Raw genomic sequence first — 16,489 nt, 5'->3', positions numbered from 1 at the left:
CGTCAAACCTGCTCCAAGAGCAAATCCAAATCCATCGAGGAACGCCTGCCGATATTCTGGTCGTTCGCGACGAGGAATGCCTCCGCGGCACGGCGGCCTTCGTCGCGCAGCATGCAGAGAAAGTCCCACTCGGCATTGAGCTTTGACGAGACGCCCAGCCCGGCCAGAACCTTGCTCGCGATCAGATGGATGCGCATCTCGGCCCATTTGCGCCCCTCGGAACTCCCGGCGTCCGCGACCTGCCGCAGCAGCGCGATCATGCGCAACTCCTTGAGCAGCGTGGCGTTGAACGCAATCTCGTTCAACCGATCGAGGATCTCGCGCGCGGAGCGCGGTGTCCCGGGTCGCTCGACCGGGTTGACGGCGACGAGAAGCGTGTCATGCGAGTCACACTCGCGTACGAGCGGTGTGATCGTCGGGTTCCCGGAGTAGCCGCCATCCCAATAGGGCTCGCCATTGATCTCTATCGCGCGGAACAGGGTGGGCAAGCAGGCGGAAGCGAGCAGAACGTCGGGTGTAAGCTCGGCGTTGCGAAACACACGCCCGCGGCCGGTATGAACGTTGGTCGCCGTCACGAACAAGCGGATCGGGGAGTTCGCGATTTGTCGAAAATCGACCGACTCGGCGAGGACCTGGTGCAAAGGGTTTGTGCCGGCAAGATTGAGGTCGTACGGCGAGAACACGCGGCTCGCCAGATCGAAGGCGAGATAGAAGGGCGACGTATCAAGGGTCCAGCGACCGAGGATGACGTCCAGCGGACTTCGCCGAATGAGACTGAACCGCGCTGAGTCAGCGACCCGCCGCCAGAAGGCCTCCAATGCAGACTTGGCGCCGGCCCGGCCGTTGGTCATAAAACCGCCCGCCAGCACGACGGCGTTCATCGCGCCGGCCGACGTGCCCGATATCGCCTCGATGCGCAGCCAGGTCTCATCCATGAGCCGATCGAGCACCCCCCAGGTAAAAGCGCCGTGCGATCCACCGCCCTGCAGCGCGAGATCGACCAGCACGGCATCGCGCGCTTGGCCCGCGCGTTTTTGCGGCTCCTTCAAGGCCATGGCGGGCTCCGACTGGAGTGCCACGTCGCGGCCGGCGAACGACATACAAAGATGTCGTCAGCTCCTGCCAGGGAACGGTTGCGGGAGTGGTCGCGGCCGCTCGATTCCTGGCCGACTTGGCCTCGGAGGCCGAGTGACCGGGCGGTGGCCTGGCCGTCGCCATCCGTGCCATCCCGCCGGACCACCCCAGCCCATGCCGCGCCTCGAAGCAAAACCACACCGATACCAGCCGCCACCGCGCCATCCCCTACTGTACCAACAATAGCGATGGCCTCTCCACGTGAACTGGACAGTTTCCGCGAGACGAAGCTCGTCGGCGGCCTGACGCACGCCCAGCGGCGCCATAAGGCCGGCTTGCGAGCGATCGCTGGTCGCCGTAATCCCTGCCGAAGCAATCCCAAGTGCGAACCCCCATAGAAGCAATCTTCGCATGATTTTCTCCCGGCTTTTGATAGCGCGGAAGAGAGCCGGCTGAGCGGCCGCGAGCCGCATGGCTGCAGCCGGCCTCCTTCGCGGGCGATCCCGCCCAGGGACCGATGCCGTTGCGCACCGATCCCTACGCAAAACTGTAGCGTATTCCGCTGCCACAGCGACTGCCGTGACAGCGCAGCGACTACCGTTCTCGGCGACGCTTTGACGCTGGCGCCAGGTTTTGGCTCACTGGCTAGGCAGGCTTGGCCTGAGTTGCGGCTGCGAGAGCATCGCGCAGGTGCTGCTCTCTCTTTTCATCGAGCGAGGTTGTCAGGACAATCCCTCCCGCATCCTTAATCGCATTGAGAACCTTGTCTGACGTCATAGACTGGATCAGCAGGAAGAGGACGGCATCGCCCGATCTTACCTTCGACGCGAGATCCTTCATGAACTGGTCTCTGATCCCGAAATCGGTCAGCGCACCGCTCAGTGCGCCTGCGCCGGCTCCGAGAGCCACGCCTAGAAGCGGATTCAGGAAGACCATCCCCAATAGCAATCCCCAGAAGCTGCCACTTGCGGCGCCAGTCATAGTGGTATTCACAAGTTGACTGAGTTTTACAGAGTCCCCAGTTTTGACGGCGATCACGGCATCGCTGATCGTGATCAGATACTCGCTCTGGAGCTTGAATATTTTTTGCCGAACTTCCTCTGCTTTAGCTTCGGATGGGTACACGATCGCAACAAGGTCTGACATTAAAAGCTCCCCTGATGACTTCTAGTGCTCCCCATTTGCCTGCTTGATGCACGGCCGAAGCTTACCGCCCGAAGATCTCTTGTCGACTGGTCAGACAAGCAGGTTGACAATCTCAAGATGCTTTGATCTGGGGCCGCGCCCAATGGAAGTCCAACTCTCAACGGTCAACGTAACGGAACTCAAACAAACAGTCGCAGCCGAAACCGACCCGTCAAAGCTGGGCCTGATCGCCGACGCCAGTACGATCCGCTGGCCGGGAGGCGAAAACAAAATTGAGGCCGATCAGCTCGACCGCGAGTGTCGGCTCGCTCGCCATCGCTGTCGGCTTTGGGCGGAAATGAAGTCGCGATGACCTTCAAGCCAGGCGCTCGCAAATACACTGACCGAGGTTGGTGACGTGAACCGTTTTGAGAGCCCACGTCAACTTATGGGTTACCTCGGCCTAGTGCCAAGCGAACGATCGACGGGAGAGTCTGTCAGGCGTGGTAGCATCACCAAGGCGGGCAACGGCCGTGTTCGCCACATGTTGGTCGAAAGCGTCTGGACCCATAGACACCCGCCGAAGATCGGCAAGACAAAGCTATACCGGCTTGAGCAGGTGTCGCCGGCAGTGCGAGAGATTGGTTGGAAGGCGCAGAGCTGCTTGACGGCCCGCTACCGGAAGCTGGCTGCGCGCGGCAAGTGAACGACGGTAGTCTGCACCGCTATCGCCCGTGAACTGGTGTGCTCCGGCGGCGCCGGCGCCCTGCGCAAGATCAGCCAAGAGGACGTGATCCGCTACGTTGAGCGCCACGCCCAGGATTGGGGCCCGGAAACAGGCAAGGCGATGTGCCGGTCGTTGCGTGCCTTTCTCCGTTACCTCCACCATCGGGGGCTGAACGCGCGCTCGTTGGCGGATTGCGTTCCATCGATGCGCCGATGGAAGCTCGCAACTCTACCGACCTATCTGCGTGCCGCTCAGGTGCGGAAGGCTCTCGACGGTTGCGACCGAGAGACGGTGATGGGACGGCGCGACTACGCCATTCTGTTGTTGCTGGCCAAGCTCGGCCTGCGGGCCGACGAGGTTGCGACGCTCACCGTCGACGATATCGACTGGCGCGCCAGCGAGATACTCGTTCGCGCCAAGGGCCGACAGTGTGCACGAATGCCGATACCGCCAGACATTGGCGCGGCTATCGTTGCATATCTGCGCAATGGCCGCCCAAAGTCGTCGTGCCGACGGCTGTTCGTCCGCACACTCGCGCCACACGTCGGCTTTGCTTCCGGATGCGCGATCACCATGATCGCCAAGGCCGCTCTCGATCGCGTTGGAATCGAAGGTTGCGCCCACCGCGGCGCCCATATCTTCCGACATAGTCTCGCTACCGATGACCTTGCCCCCAAGTTTTATCCGGTCCTGAGTTCGCCCCGGCTGTTGGATTTGCCCGGTTGGGCGGTGGTAGCGACGGGAGCTGGCGCGGAGCCCTCGGCATTCTTACAAATCGCTGGCGACCGCGCTGGGCGTGCCCGAAATTCTGTCCAGCATTTTGCTAGGCCACGCCGTGCCGGGCATCAGCGGGCGCTACATCGGCGAATTGGCCGTGCTGCGGTCAGTGGAGCTACGCGAGGCGCAAGAATCCATCTCGCGCCGGGTGTTCGAATTGCTCGGGCTCAAACTTACTCGGGATGCGAAACGTCCGAGAAAGGCGAGGGCCGCATAATGAGTCGCAGCACACCACGTACCACGGGCAAGCCGCAGGCCCTACGGGCCTACGGAAAGCCGGACGTGCTCCGCACATCCGGAAAGTCGCACGGGATACGGATTGCCGATAGCGTGCGCGCGTTGGTCGCAACGTTCCGACAACTCCTGAAGGTGATGCAGCGCGTACGCTACACGCGCGAAGATTAGAAACGCTCATCGCATCATTGTTGAAAGATGCCGAGATCGTAGCAAGCCCAAGCCCGGGTTCTAACGCCGGGAACAGCCTTGCTCGCGGCTGCCGCCATTCCGGCAACTTTGCAGTCAGACATCGTCGCCATGTAGCCCTCAAGGATCGTTATTTTACCGTCCTCTTGCGAAACGTAGGCAATCACACCTAGTGCGCCCGTTAAACCCTGTTCGCGCGTAGTATCGTGGCAGACATAGGACGCGGAGCGGCTGGGCTTCGCGGTCGCGGCTTCTATCGCTAGCTCACCAATCCTTCGACACTCATCTAAAGTCTTTGATGGCCGAGCAGCGATGTTGACGGTGGCTAAAATGCTGAGGTGCGTCGAAGCGACAATGAGGATGAGCGGTGACATGTCGGCTGACCTCGTAATTCCGTTGAAACCATCAAGCGATCGGAGATTGATGGGGCCGGCCATCGCGCTGGCCTTGCGTTTCTGGCCGATCTCTTTGCCTTCATCCCAGTCCAACCACTTGGGTCTTCTCTGTCGGATCGCACGTACAGCCGCCATGCTGCGCAAGCCACCTTAACGAGCGATACGGCTGCCTCTGCAATGAGAATGGTGTGACTTCCGGAGGCTGGGTGGATGCTCATTAGCTTGTCCTCATGTGCCGCGTCGGAGATGATCCTAAGCAGTCTAAAGAGCGTAAGCGGATGTTTGCGGATGAGTTCCGTGCTCGTCAGTACGAAGTCGTCAGGGCCTCCGCGCTCACGGATCGTCTCGCGAAGTGCGGCGAGCTTGTCTGGATCGGCAGAGCGAATAGCGGCCTCGAATGCGGGGACGAATTTGAGCCTGTCCATTGCAACAGCCTTCTTGGCGACCCTTTCAGGGGGCGCGGATCATCTCGCGGCTTTTCGCGCAAAAAACGCGCGGGCGGCTGGAGGAACCACCCGCGCGAGTTGCGCCAACAAAGAGGCTTTGCTATCTCATGGGGGTTGCGTGAAGTATGAGGAGCCAAGCCGAAGCGTCTCTCAGCAACTCGCGTGCCATTCACAAAGCAGCGCGTAGCGCTATGAAAAAGCGTGCGGGCGGCTGCTGACGACCGCCCGCACGAGTTACGATGCGTAGACTTGGCCCTCACTCAATCAATAAGCGACCAAGCAATCATGGTTCAGCAATCAGCGTGCCAGGCGGCCACATTGCGGAGACAAGCAAACGGCGCGCTTTCATACCTTGTGCAGATTGACTGCTCGTGCGAGCGGCGGCTTCCGAACGACAATGTCATGAACTCGACGCAACTGATCAAGATCGGACGTGGAGCGCTTAGTGACGACGATGGCGCGAGATGATCGGATCGAACTCGCCATCGTGTATAACGAGAAGCTCGCCGGGCTTCACGCCAAGTCTTCGCAATTGCTCCTCCTCGATGGGGCAGTTGAGCATTGCGGCCTTCGCGCCGCTGTCTTTTACGGTCAGCTTCACTGCTTCCGCCGGGTCAGCGGCAGCAACGACGTAAGTTATGTGCCTGAATTCTTCGTCATCGTCGCCGTCTTCCTTGAAGACAGCGACCGTCACTATCCAACCATCCATCTTGCTGTGCTCCCGTAAGTTGTCAGCTATGAGCTGCTGAGCCTTGCAAATCCGGACCCATCGAACGCTCGTGAGGTCAGCTGGCGTCCGTAGCATTCCGGGAGCCCTTCCCTCCGCGCCGCACATTGAGCTAGGCTCGCAACCTCATGAGGAGCGGACGTGTGACGAGTGAGAAGCGGATCAGGGTCGAAGGACGGCCTTCTGTGCTGTCGCGGCTTCGCCGGGTGCAGGCATGGCGCCGGAAGCGGGCTCCAGCGCCTTCTATCTGATCCCTACATCGCGGAAACCGATCCGGGGCGGTATAGTCCATCAAGGCCGCACAGCACTACACGGCCGTCTCTATCCGCGCGGAAGCCATCTTGAAGGGCCTGATCCCGCGCTAGGTCGGAAAGCCTGCATGTGACTCCCGGAAGGGCGTCCTTGCCCTTTGAACGGGCTGAACGCTACATCGGCCCCGGGCCTTATTGCATAAGCATGGCGATCGCTATGATCGCGAGGAAGCCTAGCCCCATCAAAATGACGCATACAACGTACGCTAGGTCGCTGCGCATTACCCAGCTCCAGGCCTCCTAAAGGACATCGAAACGTGCGGGCGACTGCCGCCGCTGACGGACCGCCCGCACGGTCCCATAGGACGAGGCTTGGTGCTCAGGAGGGTCATTCAAAAGCGACCAAGCTCTGCCAACCTGACACAGCAATCCGAGCCCTACACCTACTTATATGCGTAGGTGCCGGTCGCGTTTTCCGGACGCCGAGTTCACGCTCGGCCATTCGAAAGCGACGATCACTGTGATCTGGACGGGCGCCGTTACCGTCCCCGGGACGGCCGTCAATTGCGGGGCGATCTGAACTTCAACGATTCTGGTTGGGGATTGCACAGGGAATGACCAGCGAGGATGCTGCGCTAACAGCTGGTATGTCGCAGCCTGTGGGAACCAGATTGTTCCGAAAGGCAGGCGGAATGCCACCAGCGACGTTCAGATCTTCAGCCAAGCCGCCGACCGGGCGGTATCTCTCTTTTGCAGAACGCGAGGAGATCGCACTCTTCGCGTTCAAGGCCTCTCGAGGCGTGAGATCGGGCGCCGTCTTGGTCGATCTGCCTCGACCATCTCGCGTGAGTTACGACGTAACGCCGCGACGCGCAGCGGCGGCTTGGAGTATCGTGCATCGACAGCCTAATGGCACGCCGAGCGATCGGCCCGTCGGCCCAAACCCACCAAGCTTGCATTCAACACAACCTTGCGCACTTATGTGGAGCAGAGACTGGCCGGAGTCGCCATGACGTCTAGCGGCGCTCCCGTTCCTGGCCCCGCCGTTCCGTGGAAGGGCCGTCGGCACGGCCCGCGAAAGGATCGACAATGGGCCAGGGCCTGGAGTCCGGAGCAGATTGCTCGACGCTTGCCGATCGACTTCGCGGACGACAAGGCGATGCGCATCAGCCACGAAGTCATCTATCAGGCCCTCTTTGTTCAGAGCCGGGGCGCGTTGCGCCGTGAACTGACGGCCTGCTTGCGAACTGGGCGCGTGTTAAGAGTGCCCAGAGCGCGCGTACGCCGGCGAGGCCAAGGCTTTGTCTCACCAGAGATTATGATCAGCGAACGCCCCGCCGAAACAGCCGATCGCGCGGTGCCAGGTCACTGGGAGGGGGATCTCATCCTTGGGCTTGACAGTTCGGCCATCGGTACGTTGGTGGAGCGTCCCACGCGCTTCACGATGCTGCTTCATCTTCCTCGGCTCGCAGGGCATGGCGAGAAGCCGCGCATGAAGAACGGCCCGGCGCTCGCCGGACACGGGGCCGAAGCCGTCGCATTGCCTCGCCTTAATTGTTACCGGATGCTGAGCCGTTGCCTCACGTAAATTGCTCCCCTGGATCGGGGACGAGCGGGGGCGCAGATGGGGGGGCTGAGCATGGCAACGCGGAAGGAACTGACGGCGGCGGCAGGTGTGCGTTATCGGCATTCGGATCGCGCGAAGAAGGCGCGAATATTAGACGAGTTCGTCGACATCACTGGGTTTCATCGCAAGCATGCGATGCGACTACTTCGAGGCCAGGAAGACGCACGCCCAGGCCGACGGCCGCGACGTCGGATCTATAATGAGGCAGAACACAACGCGCTCGTGCTCCTTTGGGAAGCGTCGGACCGGATCTGCGGGAAGCGGCTGAAGGCGTTAATGCCTGCGCTGATTGAGGCGATGGATCGGCATGGCCACCTCGATCTTGCCCCCGAGATCCGCGCCAAGCTTTTGGCGATGAGCGCTGCGACGATTGACCGCGTATTGGTGCCGATCCGAGAAAAATTGGGTCGCAAACGCCGGCGGCACACAGCGCATTCTCTGCGTCGCAGTGTTCCAATACGGACGTCGGCGGATTGGAACGATCCGGCGCCAGGATTCGTCGAGGCTGACCTTGTAGCGCATAGCGGACTATCTGCGCGCGGCAGCTTTATCCAGACCCTCGTGCTCACGGACAGGCGACGGGCGACGTCCCATGGCTTACGCGTGTGCTCGCGGGTGTAGGCCCGGAAGATCGGCTCCAACTTTCCGAACAGCTTTCCCAGGTCGACCTCGTTCGAATTGAAGTGGATCATCTCGGCTTCGGTCATCGGGGCTCGTGAATCCTCGACTAGCCGCTTGCCTCCCGCAGGGATGAGACGAGGCTACGCTCCCTGTGGCGGAGGCGCTACTTCCTCCGCCGGCGCGGCAGGCATAGTCACCGTTACACCGATCCGGAAGAAGACCGGCCTGAGCGCCTCCTTGTGTATGAAGGAGATCTCATCCCCTCTCATGTTGATGAAGTCGCCCACATCGAAGATCGGAAGTTCGGAGTGGCAAGCGAACGTCGTAGTTTCTCCGTTACTTGAGTCGAGATACTCCACGGTGACGGCGTTCTCGTCGCTGTTGCGGTCCACCGCGAGCACGATGAGCACCGTCCATTCGTCGGGGGCTCGACGACCGAACACTTTGTTATCAAACAGGCCGACGACGTTGGCAGCAGAAATCAACTCCTGCACGGCCCCGCGGGCCCGCCGTTGCGGCGACCGGTCCTTGGGTCGGTAATCCCTCGGTCTGTACAGGGGTGTTTGGGCCAAGGCGGACCCAGATGGTCGAAGAACACGCGGCTGCCGTGTTCGTTTGTGTAAAAAAGTACATTCGGGTTAACGCGCGTTCAAATTGACGTAGCAAGCCGGTACCGATCTGGCTGACCCCCGTTTCAAGAGATTCTTGGCGTCGCGCCGGCGCATGTCGGACACCAACCGCGCACGTTCGGAATACGATAGGCGACCGTGGTTTACGCACCATCCGCAAGTGCAGTTCGTATAGTGATTGTACCCAGGCACAGCGAGTCTCTGGCGGTCTCTAATCGAGCCGATCGCGATGAGTAAATTTATCGATGATCTCGGCGTATCCGATCAGCTCAGCCGAATAGCTACCGTTGCCGCTTGCGGAACCTTTATGTTTCAGCTCTCGCTGCAAAGTCGGCTCGACGGCGCGTGTGAACACGTCAAGCAGCTGCTCGGCACGCAAGGTCGGGACAGCCGATTGCGCCTGAAAGTATTTCTCGCGCAGGCGTTCGACCGCCGGGGCACGTGCTCCATCCTGTTTGACCGCGATCGGCTGCACCACGACACGGCGTTCGCCGTTACCACCAGATGTCTCAACCATCCAGAGCGACAGCAGCACCTGCCCGCCAACCTCGCCCGACACTGCAATTCCGAGATTCTCTGGCGGCAAATTGCGCCAACGTTCCAGCTCTTCCTGTACCAACGGATGGTCTAAGCCCATCAACTGCAGTTCGTCCTGATTCGTCGCAGCTTCGCGGTTCAAAGTGAAGCGCGCACGGCGAGTGCCTTCCGCGGTGATGAGGTCGTAGGTTGCGTCATCCAGCTTGATCAGCTTCTGCTGGAGGTCTGCGGCCGCAGTCGAGAAGAAACGCACTAGCCAATCCAGACTGGACGAGACATCCGAGAAGGCTTGTAGTCATCAAGGCTGAAGCCATCGAGGTCTTGAAACAAGTCAAACACCACTTGTCGCGCTTCGCGCGAGTTCGACAGCGCGGCTTCTAGTTCCACCTGGGTGCGCTTCAGCGCGGGGTCGGAAAGCGCCTCCTGATAAAGGCGGTCATCATTCAGCCGCTCGGACAACTGCCCGAGAATCTGCGCTTGCAAGTCCTCCGCCGCGTTGCCTTGTTCATCCACCTTTCCGACCGTGCGTGCGATCTCGGTCAGCTTCTCGTCCAGCAGCAGAAAGATACGTCCTTCGATGGTATCCGAGAGAACGAGATGGTAAACCTGTGCGGTGTCACGTTGACCGTAGCGATGGATGCGCCCAATGCGTATGCTCCATATCCATCGGATTCCACGGCAGATCGAAGCTGAACAGGATTCGCGCGAACTGCAGATTGATGCCTTCGCGTCCTGCTGCCGTGCAAACCAGCACACGCGGGCCATCCTTTTGGCAGAAGCGGCGCTCGGCCGCCACCTTGGCTCTGTGGTCACCACCGCGCAGCACCACGACGCCCTGACCGGGGAACGTCTGCTCGATCTCGCGGGCGATCATATCGACTGTGCCGAGGTAGGTGGCGAAGACCACAATCTTGTCACTCGGATTCTGTCGCCACAGAGTTCGCTGGTCGCGCATGAGGCGGTGTCTGAAGCCGCCGTCGTCGGCTATCCGCACGACATCAAGGGCCAGGGCATCTATGCCTATGTCACGCTGATGAAGGGCACCGAGCCGACCGAAGCCTTGCGCAAGGAGCTCGTCGCCTGGGTCCGCAAGGACATTCGGCCCGATCGCCTCGCCCGACCTGATCCAGTTCACGCCCGGCTTGCCGAAGACGAGCTCCGGCAAGATCATGCGCCCGCATCCTGCGCAAGATCGCCGAGGACGAACCGTCCAGCCTCGGCGACACCTCGACCCCGGCCGATCCGGCCGCGGTCGACGACCTCGTGCAGAACCGGCAGAACAAGAGGGGTGCGCAGGCGTAGGAAAGTGACCGTATCGTACCAACCCAATGCTCGAACCTGTGGAGACAACGCTGTGAGCTATCGACCGGCAATATGTTGCGAGCGGACGTATCCCAAGGAACGCCAATCGGGATAACGGTTAGCCGAGGTCCGGGCTCAAACCCGACGCCTCCACCATATCGAAGCTAGTCGTCCGTGAAGATCGGCTAAGCGATTGAGGCAGAATCGCATTTGCTGGTGTGGACTGTTTTTGGATTGCAAGGTTTTGATGTTTCGAGCCTCGGAACCTTGCAATTTCATTTTCAGGATTCAGTCGAATCGCCAGTCATGATTCCGTGGTCGCGTCGGAGGTGACGATGCGACCGAAGAAGCAAAGGACGACGGGATCTGGCGATCTGTTCCGGGCCAGGCTGGACCAGATCATCAACATGAAGCACGAGCTGGTTCAGCTCGCCGGCAAGGTCGATTGGGACTGGATCGACGGCGAGATCGCGCCGCTCTACAGCGAGAACGGTCGGCCGGGGATCGCGACCCGCTTCGTGATCGGGCTGCTGCTGCTCAAGCAGATTTACGGCCTGTCCGATGAGGGGGTGTGCGAGCGCTGGGTCCACGACCCGTATTTCCAGTACTTCACCGGCGAAGAGTTCTTTCAGCACGCGTTTCCGCACGAGCGCTCGGACCTGAGCCACTGGCGCAAGCGGCTCGGCGACAAGCTGGAGCTGTTGCTGGCCGAGAGCCTGCGGGTGGCGCACGAGGCCGGCGCGTTACGCAGCCAGGACCTCAAGCGGGTCACGGTCGATACCACCGTGCAGCCGAAGGCCATCACCTTCCCGACCGATGCCAAGCTGCTGCACGCGGCGATCAGGGGGCTCAACCGCCTGGCGAGGAAGCACGGGGTCAGGCTGCGGCAGTCCTATCTTCGCATTGCCAAGACCGCGGCCATGATGGCGGGACGCTACGCCCATGCCAAGCAATTCAAGCGGCATCAGCGGCAGTTGCGTATCCTGCGCAGCCGGCTGGGCCGGATCATCCGCGATATCCGCCGCAAGATCGAAGGTCAGGCCGTGCTCGAGAACGCGTTCGCCCTCCCGCTCGGCCGGGCCTCGCAGATCCGCTCGCAGCAGCAGCGCCAGCGCGGCTGGAAGCTCTATTCCTTCCACGCCCCGGAGGTGGAGTGCATCGGCAAGGGCAAAGCAGCCGCGCCTTACGAGTTCGGTGTCAAAGCCTCCATCGTCACCAACAACCGCCGTGCTCCCGGTGGCCTGTTCGTGCTGCACGCCAGGGCGCTGCCCGATAACCCCTACGACGGTCATACCTTGCGCGACGTCATCGACCGCACCGAGACACTCACCGGCTGCGCGATCGAGCGGGCCTATGCCGACAAGGGATATCGCGGCCACGACGCACAGAACCCGCGCCGTGTCTTCATCTCCGGCCAGAAGCGCGGGGTCTTCGGTATCATCAGGCGCGAGCTGCGCCGCCGCTCCGCCATCGAACCCATCATCGGACACCTGAAGACCGATGGTCACCTCGGCCGCTGCTACCTCAAAGGCCGCGCCGGAGACGCCGCCAACGTCATCCTCTCAGCCGTCGGCCACAACTTCCGCCGCATCCTCGCCTGGCTGAGGGGTCTTTGGCGCCTCTTCCTGGCCACCCTCATCGCAGCCATCAGCGACCGCTCACCGCTGCAATCGGCTTCTTAACGGACGACAAGCTAGCGTGCCGCTTCCGGCTCAGCGTGGGGATGGAAGCGGCAAGCCTATGTCTGTTTACTGTTTGGCCCGAGTGATAGTGCGCCGTTGGACTGGGCGGGCGTGATGCATTGACCCGCGTCAAACCAAGGGCGATCCAATACTGCTAAAAGCGCGTATCCGAAAAACTGGGGCATGATATGATTATCTGTGGCCTGAAGTCTTTCATGATTGCTGGTCTGACCGCTGGTTTCGCCGCGGCCGCTCACGCTGAAGACGCCGATGTTGGCAAGGCGGAATTTCAAGCTTCGTGCGCAAGCTGTCATGGCGTGGATGGAAAGGGCAAAGGACCCGTTGCTGGGCAGCTGAGTGTGCCGCCTGCCGATTTGACGGCCTTGGCCAAGAACAACAACGGGGTCTTTCCTATTACCGCCGTCTACGAAGCCATCGACGGGCGGAGAACAATATCCGCGCACGGCACCCACGAAATGCCGATTTGGGGGGAACGGTTCAACCCCGTCAAGAACTTGCCTCACATTGTCGATCCGGCCTACGACGCGCTCGATCCTTCCCGGGATTTGCGGGAGGTCGTCGTGCGAACACGAATCCTTGCCATTATCGATTATCTGAACCGCATTCAGCAGAAGTAGCGCGCCGCGAAAGCTCCATGGGGTCCCCCGGCTACGCAATCTGCCGCAATAGATGGGCGGCAACCGCACGCGCGTCCAGGCGCTCCCATCATTGATCCCCATCAAGGCGGCTGCGAGCAAAGCCGGTAATGGTCATACGGAAACGGAGGATCGACGATGACCGGCATAGTGCTCGACGCCCAGCAAATTCAGAACGCCCAAGCGCCCGTTCGCCTCTGGCTTGAGCAGCAGATTTCGGCCGCTCTCGGTCCGAGGCCGGCACCCGGAGCGTCGTCGCCCCGCCTGGTTGCCTGCACGGAAGCCCAGGCAGCGAACCTCCTCAATCGAATCAGGCAAGCGCCATCTGCGGTAGAAGTGTTCTTCGGACTCGCCCATCCTGAGATCTCGTTCGGTGACCCGCCGGTCGTGACGTTCCGGCTTCTCGATCTTCAGCGTCGCGCCGGCATGCAGAACATCGCCAAGCTCCTGGAATGTCTCGACCTCATCAACCGGTCATTTGCGGAAATATGTGGTGATCCGGCAACGCGTTTCTGTGACTTTGACGCCGCAGGGCATTGCTCGCTTCTGCCAGCCACTCAGTGCAGCATCGCCGCATTGTGGAAGGCGATCATTGCGGCGGAGCGGCCCGGCGTGCTGCCGATCGCCGCTGCCGAGTAGACGGGGCGGGCGCGAGATGAGCCCGAAAAGATCATGCCGCAAGTCGGCGCGGAAATGGTCGGAACGTCCGTTGTCATTCATCGTCGCCGTGACGTGCATGCTCCTGCTCTGGCCTAGACTGGTGCAAGCAGGGGAAATCCGGGATGTGCAAACTCTTGCGCCCCTGGTCGGGAAGGTTATCCAAAGTGTCGTCGGCATAACGGCCAGCACGGAGACGGCGGCAGCCTCCCGGTCAGGGAATTCCGGTCCCGAACTGCCCAGCGACCCGCGTCCCGCGACGAAAGATGTTTACGGCGCAGGCGTCATCATCAAGGCAGAGTCCGGATTGATCGTGACGAGCAATCATGTGGTCAGCGGCGCCAAGACACTCTCGGTCCGATTGTCGGATGGGCGCCAGCTTGACGCTAGGTTCGTTGCGGCCGACGAGCGATACGATCTGGCGATGCTGAGGATTTCGGCCTCCGGCCTGACCGCGGCCCGCATCGGCCGATCGGTCGACGCCGAGCCTGGCGATTTCGTCCTTGCGGCCGGTGGCTCCTTGAAATCCACTCCGAGCGTCAGCTTTGGCATCGTCAGCGCTCTGCATCGTTCGCGGCCCGGAAGCCCTTGCCGGGATCTCATTCAGACCGATGCCTTGCTGGATCGCGGCAGCGCAGGTGGGCCGCTGTTCAATCTGCGGGGCGAAGTGATCGGCATTGTTGCCGCCAGCACCGGCGAGACCGAATCCGAGCGCGCCTTTGCGATTCCCTCGGATGCCATCGATCGCCTCTACATCAGAATGAATTAGGTATTCCGCGGGATCGCGGATCGTTTCGAAGTGCGACCGATTTGACTACCTAATGGTGATTGCTTGATGATCGTGCACCCGGATCAGTAGGCCATGATCGGCGTTTCCAGCAGGTGATCGTTCACAGCAACGACACCGGGAATTGCCTCCGCGGCAATCCGGATCGCTGTGCGCTCGGCGGCGGATGGCGCATATCCCCACAGGTCGACGATGCCGTTCTGTACGGTCGCAGTCAGATTGAACGTGTGTGCCCACGGTTGCCCGTGAAGCTCGCCGAGTAATCTCTTCCTGATGACGGAATCGGCGGGTGACATCTCCAGCTTCGGCCGGGCGCTCGCGACGGCCTGGAGCAGGTTGGCCCGGCTGACGATGCCGAGGAGGTGGCCGGCCTCATCGACGATGGGGACACGCTTGATGCCATGTTTCTCGAGCAGCATCGCAATTTCATGCAGAGGCGTGTCGGGCGCCGCGGTCACGACCTTGCGGGTCATGATGTCGGCGATCTTGACAGCATGGGACTTCACGTAGTCGGACGCCATTTGCGCGTCTCCGACCAAAAGCCGGAGCCACCACGAATACGGGCGCTCGGTGCCGGCTTCAGTCCGATGCATCAAGTCGCTTTCCGTGACGATTCCGACGAGTTCGCCATCCTTGCCCACCACAGGAACGGCGCTGATGCGGTGCTGGAGCAGCAGGGAAGCAACCTGCCGCACCGTTGCGTTGGAGTTCTCCGTGATAACGGGTGACACCATGACATCGCGTGCTTGCATGATCGTGCTCTCTGTAGGACGGAAAGATACCCCATTCTGTGGGATCGCGCGCATGCGTGATTTGACTCCGATCAATTGATCTAAAGCTTCCGGGCATTAGACAGGATTTTTTGAAGCGGAGGATGTTTGGATGGCGGGAATTCCAAAGAACGCGCTCGTGCTTGTCGGAAACGGGCGCAAGGCGCTGTTGCTCCGCAACGAAGGCGACAATCAGTTCCCCAACCTGAAGGCGGAAGCGGTGTTCGAAGATCAGAATCCGCCAACGCACCTACAAGGCACGGACCGTCCAGGACACTTCATAAAAGGGATCGTCTCCGGTCAGCGGGGAGCCGTCGAACCGACGAACTGGCACGAACTCGAGGAGTATCGGTTCACGAGGCGGATTGCGCGGGCTGCGGAGGAGATTGTTCGGAGTGGAAGGACGACGGCGTTTGTCATCGCCGCTCCGCCGCGAACGCTGGCACAGCTTCGGGCGACGCTCGCTACCGATGTCAAGCGTCACATCATTGCGGAGATTCCCAAGGATCTGACAAGGCTTCCCGTCGGGGAAATTGAACGGCACATTGTTGAGGCGCTTGCGTCGCCCACACGATAGGCGACGTGCCGTCGACAGCGTCCCACGAGCAAGTTCAAGAGTAAGTTCGTCTCGTCGTATAGAACAGCCAGATTGCAATGACGGCCAGCAACACTGACATTATCCGCCTGATGAGCATTGTGTTTGCCTGCTTTTCGATGCTTGACCGGATGGCGTTCGCTGAAATCACGACAGCCGTATGTATTGCAGTCGCTATCGTGACGTATACCGTCAGCAAGATCGCTATCTGCGGAAGCAGTGGACGTGCTTGATCGATGAAAGTCGGAAAAATCGATAGATAGAAAACTCCGGCCTTGGGATTGAGTAGATTGGTAATCAAGCCCCTGAAGAAGAATTTGGTATGTGCCGTCGCCTCGACTGGCTTGGTGATCTCTTGCGGCGCATCGCGCCATCCTTGCCAGGCAAGCCAAAGCAAGGTAGAGCGCGCCACCCAGCGAAGGGCTTCGTAAAGCGGGTTGGAGGCAGCCACGATAGCTGCAAGGCCGAGCGACGATGCGATCCCAACTCCAAACAAGCCGAAAGCAACACCGGCTGTTGCGGCAAGACCGGCCCTGCGTCCGGCCGACGCGGCCAGCACCGCGAGATAGCCCATGTTAGGTCCCGGGGTCAGTTCGATGAGCGTGACCGTGAGTGCGAAAGCAAAGAGAGAGTTTTTACCCATGGATCGATCCCTGCGCTTCCGAGGCGGGGTTGCCCTAG

Annotated in this window: 17 protein-coding genes and 4 pseudogenes; 11 read left to right on the top strand and 10 right to left on the bottom strand. The window is 60.8% G+C overall.

Annotated elements, in window-relative coordinates; all coding sequences use genetic code 11:
* Positions 1 to 2: 2 nt before the first annotated feature.
* A complete protein-coding gene (locus ACE10X_RS38715) occupies positions 3 to 1,055 on the bottom strand; it encodes a patatin-like phospholipase family protein (RefSeq protein WP_050994015.1) in 1,053 nt (350 codons plus the stop codon).
* Positions 1,056 to 1,719: 664 nt separating this feature from the next.
* On the bottom strand, positions 1,720 to 2,220 hold the full coding sequence (locus ACE10X_RS38710; protein WP_016839870.1) for a DUF1269 domain-containing protein: 501 nt from the start codon (positions 2,218 to 2,220) through the stop codon (positions 1,720 to 1,722).
* Positions 2,221 to 2,362: 142 nt separating this feature from the next.
* Between ACE10X_RS38710 and ACE10X_RS38705 the strand changes: the two genes are divergently transcribed.
* The 3 genes and pseudogenes from ACE10X_RS38705 to ACE10X_RS38695 all read left to right on the top strand — a co-directional run bounded on the left by ACE10X_RS38705 (position 2,363) and on the right by ACE10X_RS38695 (position 4,108).
* Positions 2,363 to 2,572, top strand: a complete 210-nt coding sequence (locus ACE10X_RS38705; RefSeq protein ID WP_157183396.1) for a hypothetical protein — start codon at positions 2,363 to 2,365, stop codon at positions 2,570 to 2,572.
* A 30-nt stretch (positions 2,573 to 2,602) separates the two neighbouring features.
* Positions 2,603 to 2,902: pseudogene (locus ACE10X_RS38700) on the top strand (transposase); the annotation flags it as partial.
* A 144-nt stretch (positions 2,903 to 3,046) separates the two neighbouring features.
* Complete coding sequence (locus tag ACE10X_RS38695; RefSeq protein ID WP_307724597.1) at positions 3,047 to 4,108, top strand: tyrosine-type recombinase/integrase; 1,062 nt, start codon at positions 3,047 to 3,049, stop codon at positions 4,106 to 4,108.
* Between the two features lie 14 nt (positions 4,109 to 4,122).
* On the opposite strand, the gene ACE10X_RS38690 is transcribed toward ACE10X_RS38695, so the two are convergent.
* Positions 4,123 to 4,614, bottom strand: a complete 492-nt coding sequence (locus tag ACE10X_RS38690) for a hypothetical protein (RefSeq protein WP_075969327.1) — start codon at positions 4,612 to 4,614, stop codon at positions 4,123 to 4,125.
* Between the two features lie 795 nt (positions 4,615 to 5,409).
* Positions 5,410 to 5,661, bottom strand: a complete 252-nt coding sequence (locus tag ACE10X_RS38685; RefSeq protein ID WP_375763673.1) for a hypothetical protein — start codon at positions 5,659 to 5,661, stop codon at positions 5,410 to 5,412.
* 976 nt (positions 5,662 to 6,637) lie between these two features.
* On the opposite strand from ACE10X_RS38685, the pseudogene ACE10X_RS38680 reads away from it, so the two are divergent.
* Both ACE10X_RS38680 and ACE10X_RS38675 read left to right on the top strand, forming a co-directional pair.
* A pseudogene (locus ACE10X_RS38680) lies at positions 6,638 to 7,482 on the top strand (IS30 family transposase); the annotation flags it as partial.
* A gap of 87 nt (positions 7,483 to 7,569) precedes the next feature.
* A pseudogene (locus ACE10X_RS38675) lies at positions 7,570 to 8,145 on the top strand (ISNCY family transposase); the annotation flags it as partial.
* A gap of 188 nt (positions 8,146 to 8,333) precedes the next feature.
* Here the strand turns inward: ACE10X_RS38675 and ACE10X_RS38670 are convergent.
* The 4 genes from ACE10X_RS38670 to ACE10X_RS38655 all read right to left on the bottom strand — a co-directional run bounded on the left by ACE10X_RS38670 (position 8,334) and on the right by ACE10X_RS38655 (position 10,233).
* Complete coding sequence (locus ACE10X_RS38670) at positions 8,334 to 8,687, bottom strand: hypothetical protein (protein WP_016843625.1); 354 nt, start codon at positions 8,685 to 8,687, stop codon at positions 8,334 to 8,336.
* A 346-nt stretch (positions 8,688 to 9,033) separates the two neighbouring features.
* Positions 9,034 to 9,612 (bottom strand): hypothetical protein, encoded by a 579-nt coding sequence (locus ACE10X_RS38665; RefSeq protein WP_016843624.1) that lies wholly within the window; start codon positions 9,610 to 9,612, stop codon positions 9,034 to 9,036.
* On the bottom strand, positions 9,612 to 9,872 hold the full coding sequence (locus ACE10X_RS38660) for a hypothetical protein (protein WP_016843623.1): 261 nt from the start codon (positions 9,870 to 9,872) through the stop codon (positions 9,612 to 9,614). Before ACE10X_RS38660 ends, ACE10X_RS38665 begins: the two co-directional genes overlap by 1 nt.
* Positions 9,873 to 9,975: 103 nt before the next feature.
* Positions 9,976 to 10,233: a helicase-related protein gene (locus ACE10X_RS38655; RefSeq protein ID WP_244436045.1), complete on the bottom strand. Its 258-nt coding sequence runs from the start codon at positions 10,231 to 10,233 to the stop codon at positions 9,976 to 9,978.
* 60 nt (positions 10,234 to 10,293) lie between these two features.
* On the opposite strand from ACE10X_RS38655, the pseudogene ACE10X_RS38650 reads away from it, so the two are divergent.
* From ACE10X_RS38650 to ACE10X_RS38630, 5 genes and pseudogenes are all read left to right on the top strand, one after another.
* Positions 10,294 to 10,661 (top strand): annotated as a pseudogene (locus tag ACE10X_RS38650) (acetyl-coenzyme A synthetase); the annotation flags it as partial.
* Between the two features lie 335 nt (positions 10,662 to 10,996).
* Positions 10,997 to 12,343, top strand: coding sequence for an IS5 family transposase (locus tag ACE10X_RS38645; protein ID WP_026191823.1), 1,347 nt, complete (start codon positions 10,997 to 10,999; stop codon positions 12,341 to 12,343).
* 215 nt (positions 12,344 to 12,558) lie between these two features.
* Positions 12,559 to 12,981, top strand: coding sequence for a cytochrome c (locus ACE10X_RS38640; RefSeq protein ID WP_244435922.1), 423 nt, complete (start codon positions 12,559 to 12,561; stop codon positions 12,979 to 12,981).
* A gap of 156 nt (positions 12,982 to 13,137) precedes the next feature.
* Positions 13,138 to 13,638 carry a hypothetical protein gene (locus ACE10X_RS38635; RefSeq protein ID WP_018268820.1) on the top strand — a complete coding sequence of 167 codons (501 nt, stop codon included), beginning with the start codon at positions 13,138 to 13,140 and terminating at the stop codon, positions 13,636 to 13,638.
* Between the two features lie 70 nt (positions 13,639 to 13,708).
* The gene (locus ACE10X_RS38630) at positions 13,709 to 14,425 is read left to right on the top strand and encodes a S1C family serine protease (protein WP_244435921.1); all 717 of its coding nucleotides are present in this window, start codon (positions 13,709 to 13,711) and stop codon (positions 14,423 to 14,425) included.
* Positions 14,426 to 14,508: 83 nt separating this feature from the next.
* Here the strand turns inward: ACE10X_RS38630 and ACE10X_RS38625 are convergent, their stop codons facing one another.
* Positions 14,509 to 15,195, bottom strand: coding sequence for a CBS domain-containing protein (locus ACE10X_RS38625; RefSeq protein ID WP_026191822.1), 687 nt, complete (start codon positions 15,193 to 15,195; stop codon positions 14,509 to 14,511).
* Positions 15,196 to 15,325: 130 nt separating this feature from the next.
* On the opposite strand from ACE10X_RS38625, the gene ACE10X_RS38620 reads away from it, so the two are divergent.
* Positions 15,326 to 15,790: a host attachment protein gene (locus ACE10X_RS38620; protein WP_038386902.1), complete on the top strand. Its 465-nt coding sequence runs from the start codon at positions 15,326 to 15,328 to the stop codon at positions 15,788 to 15,790.
* 34 nt (positions 15,791 to 15,824) lie between these two features.
* On the opposite strand, the gene ACE10X_RS38615 is transcribed toward ACE10X_RS38620, so the two are convergent.
* Positions 15,825 to 16,451 carry a LysE family translocator gene (locus ACE10X_RS38615; RefSeq protein ID WP_018268693.1) on the bottom strand — a complete coding sequence of 209 codons (627 nt, stop codon included), beginning with the start codon at positions 16,449 to 16,451 and terminating at the stop codon, positions 15,825 to 15,827.
* Between the last annotated feature and the right edge of the window lie 38 nt (positions 16,452 to 16,489).

The sequence above is a fragment of the Bradyrhizobium sp. Pha-3 genome, assembly GCF_042258325.1.
Taxonomy (GTDB): domain Bacteria; phylum Pseudomonadota; class Alphaproteobacteria; order Rhizobiales; family Xanthobacteraceae; genus Bradyrhizobium; species Bradyrhizobium elkanii.
The sequence above is the reverse complement of the archived record's forward strand: the minus strand, read 5'-3'. Positions and strand labels throughout refer to the sequence as shown.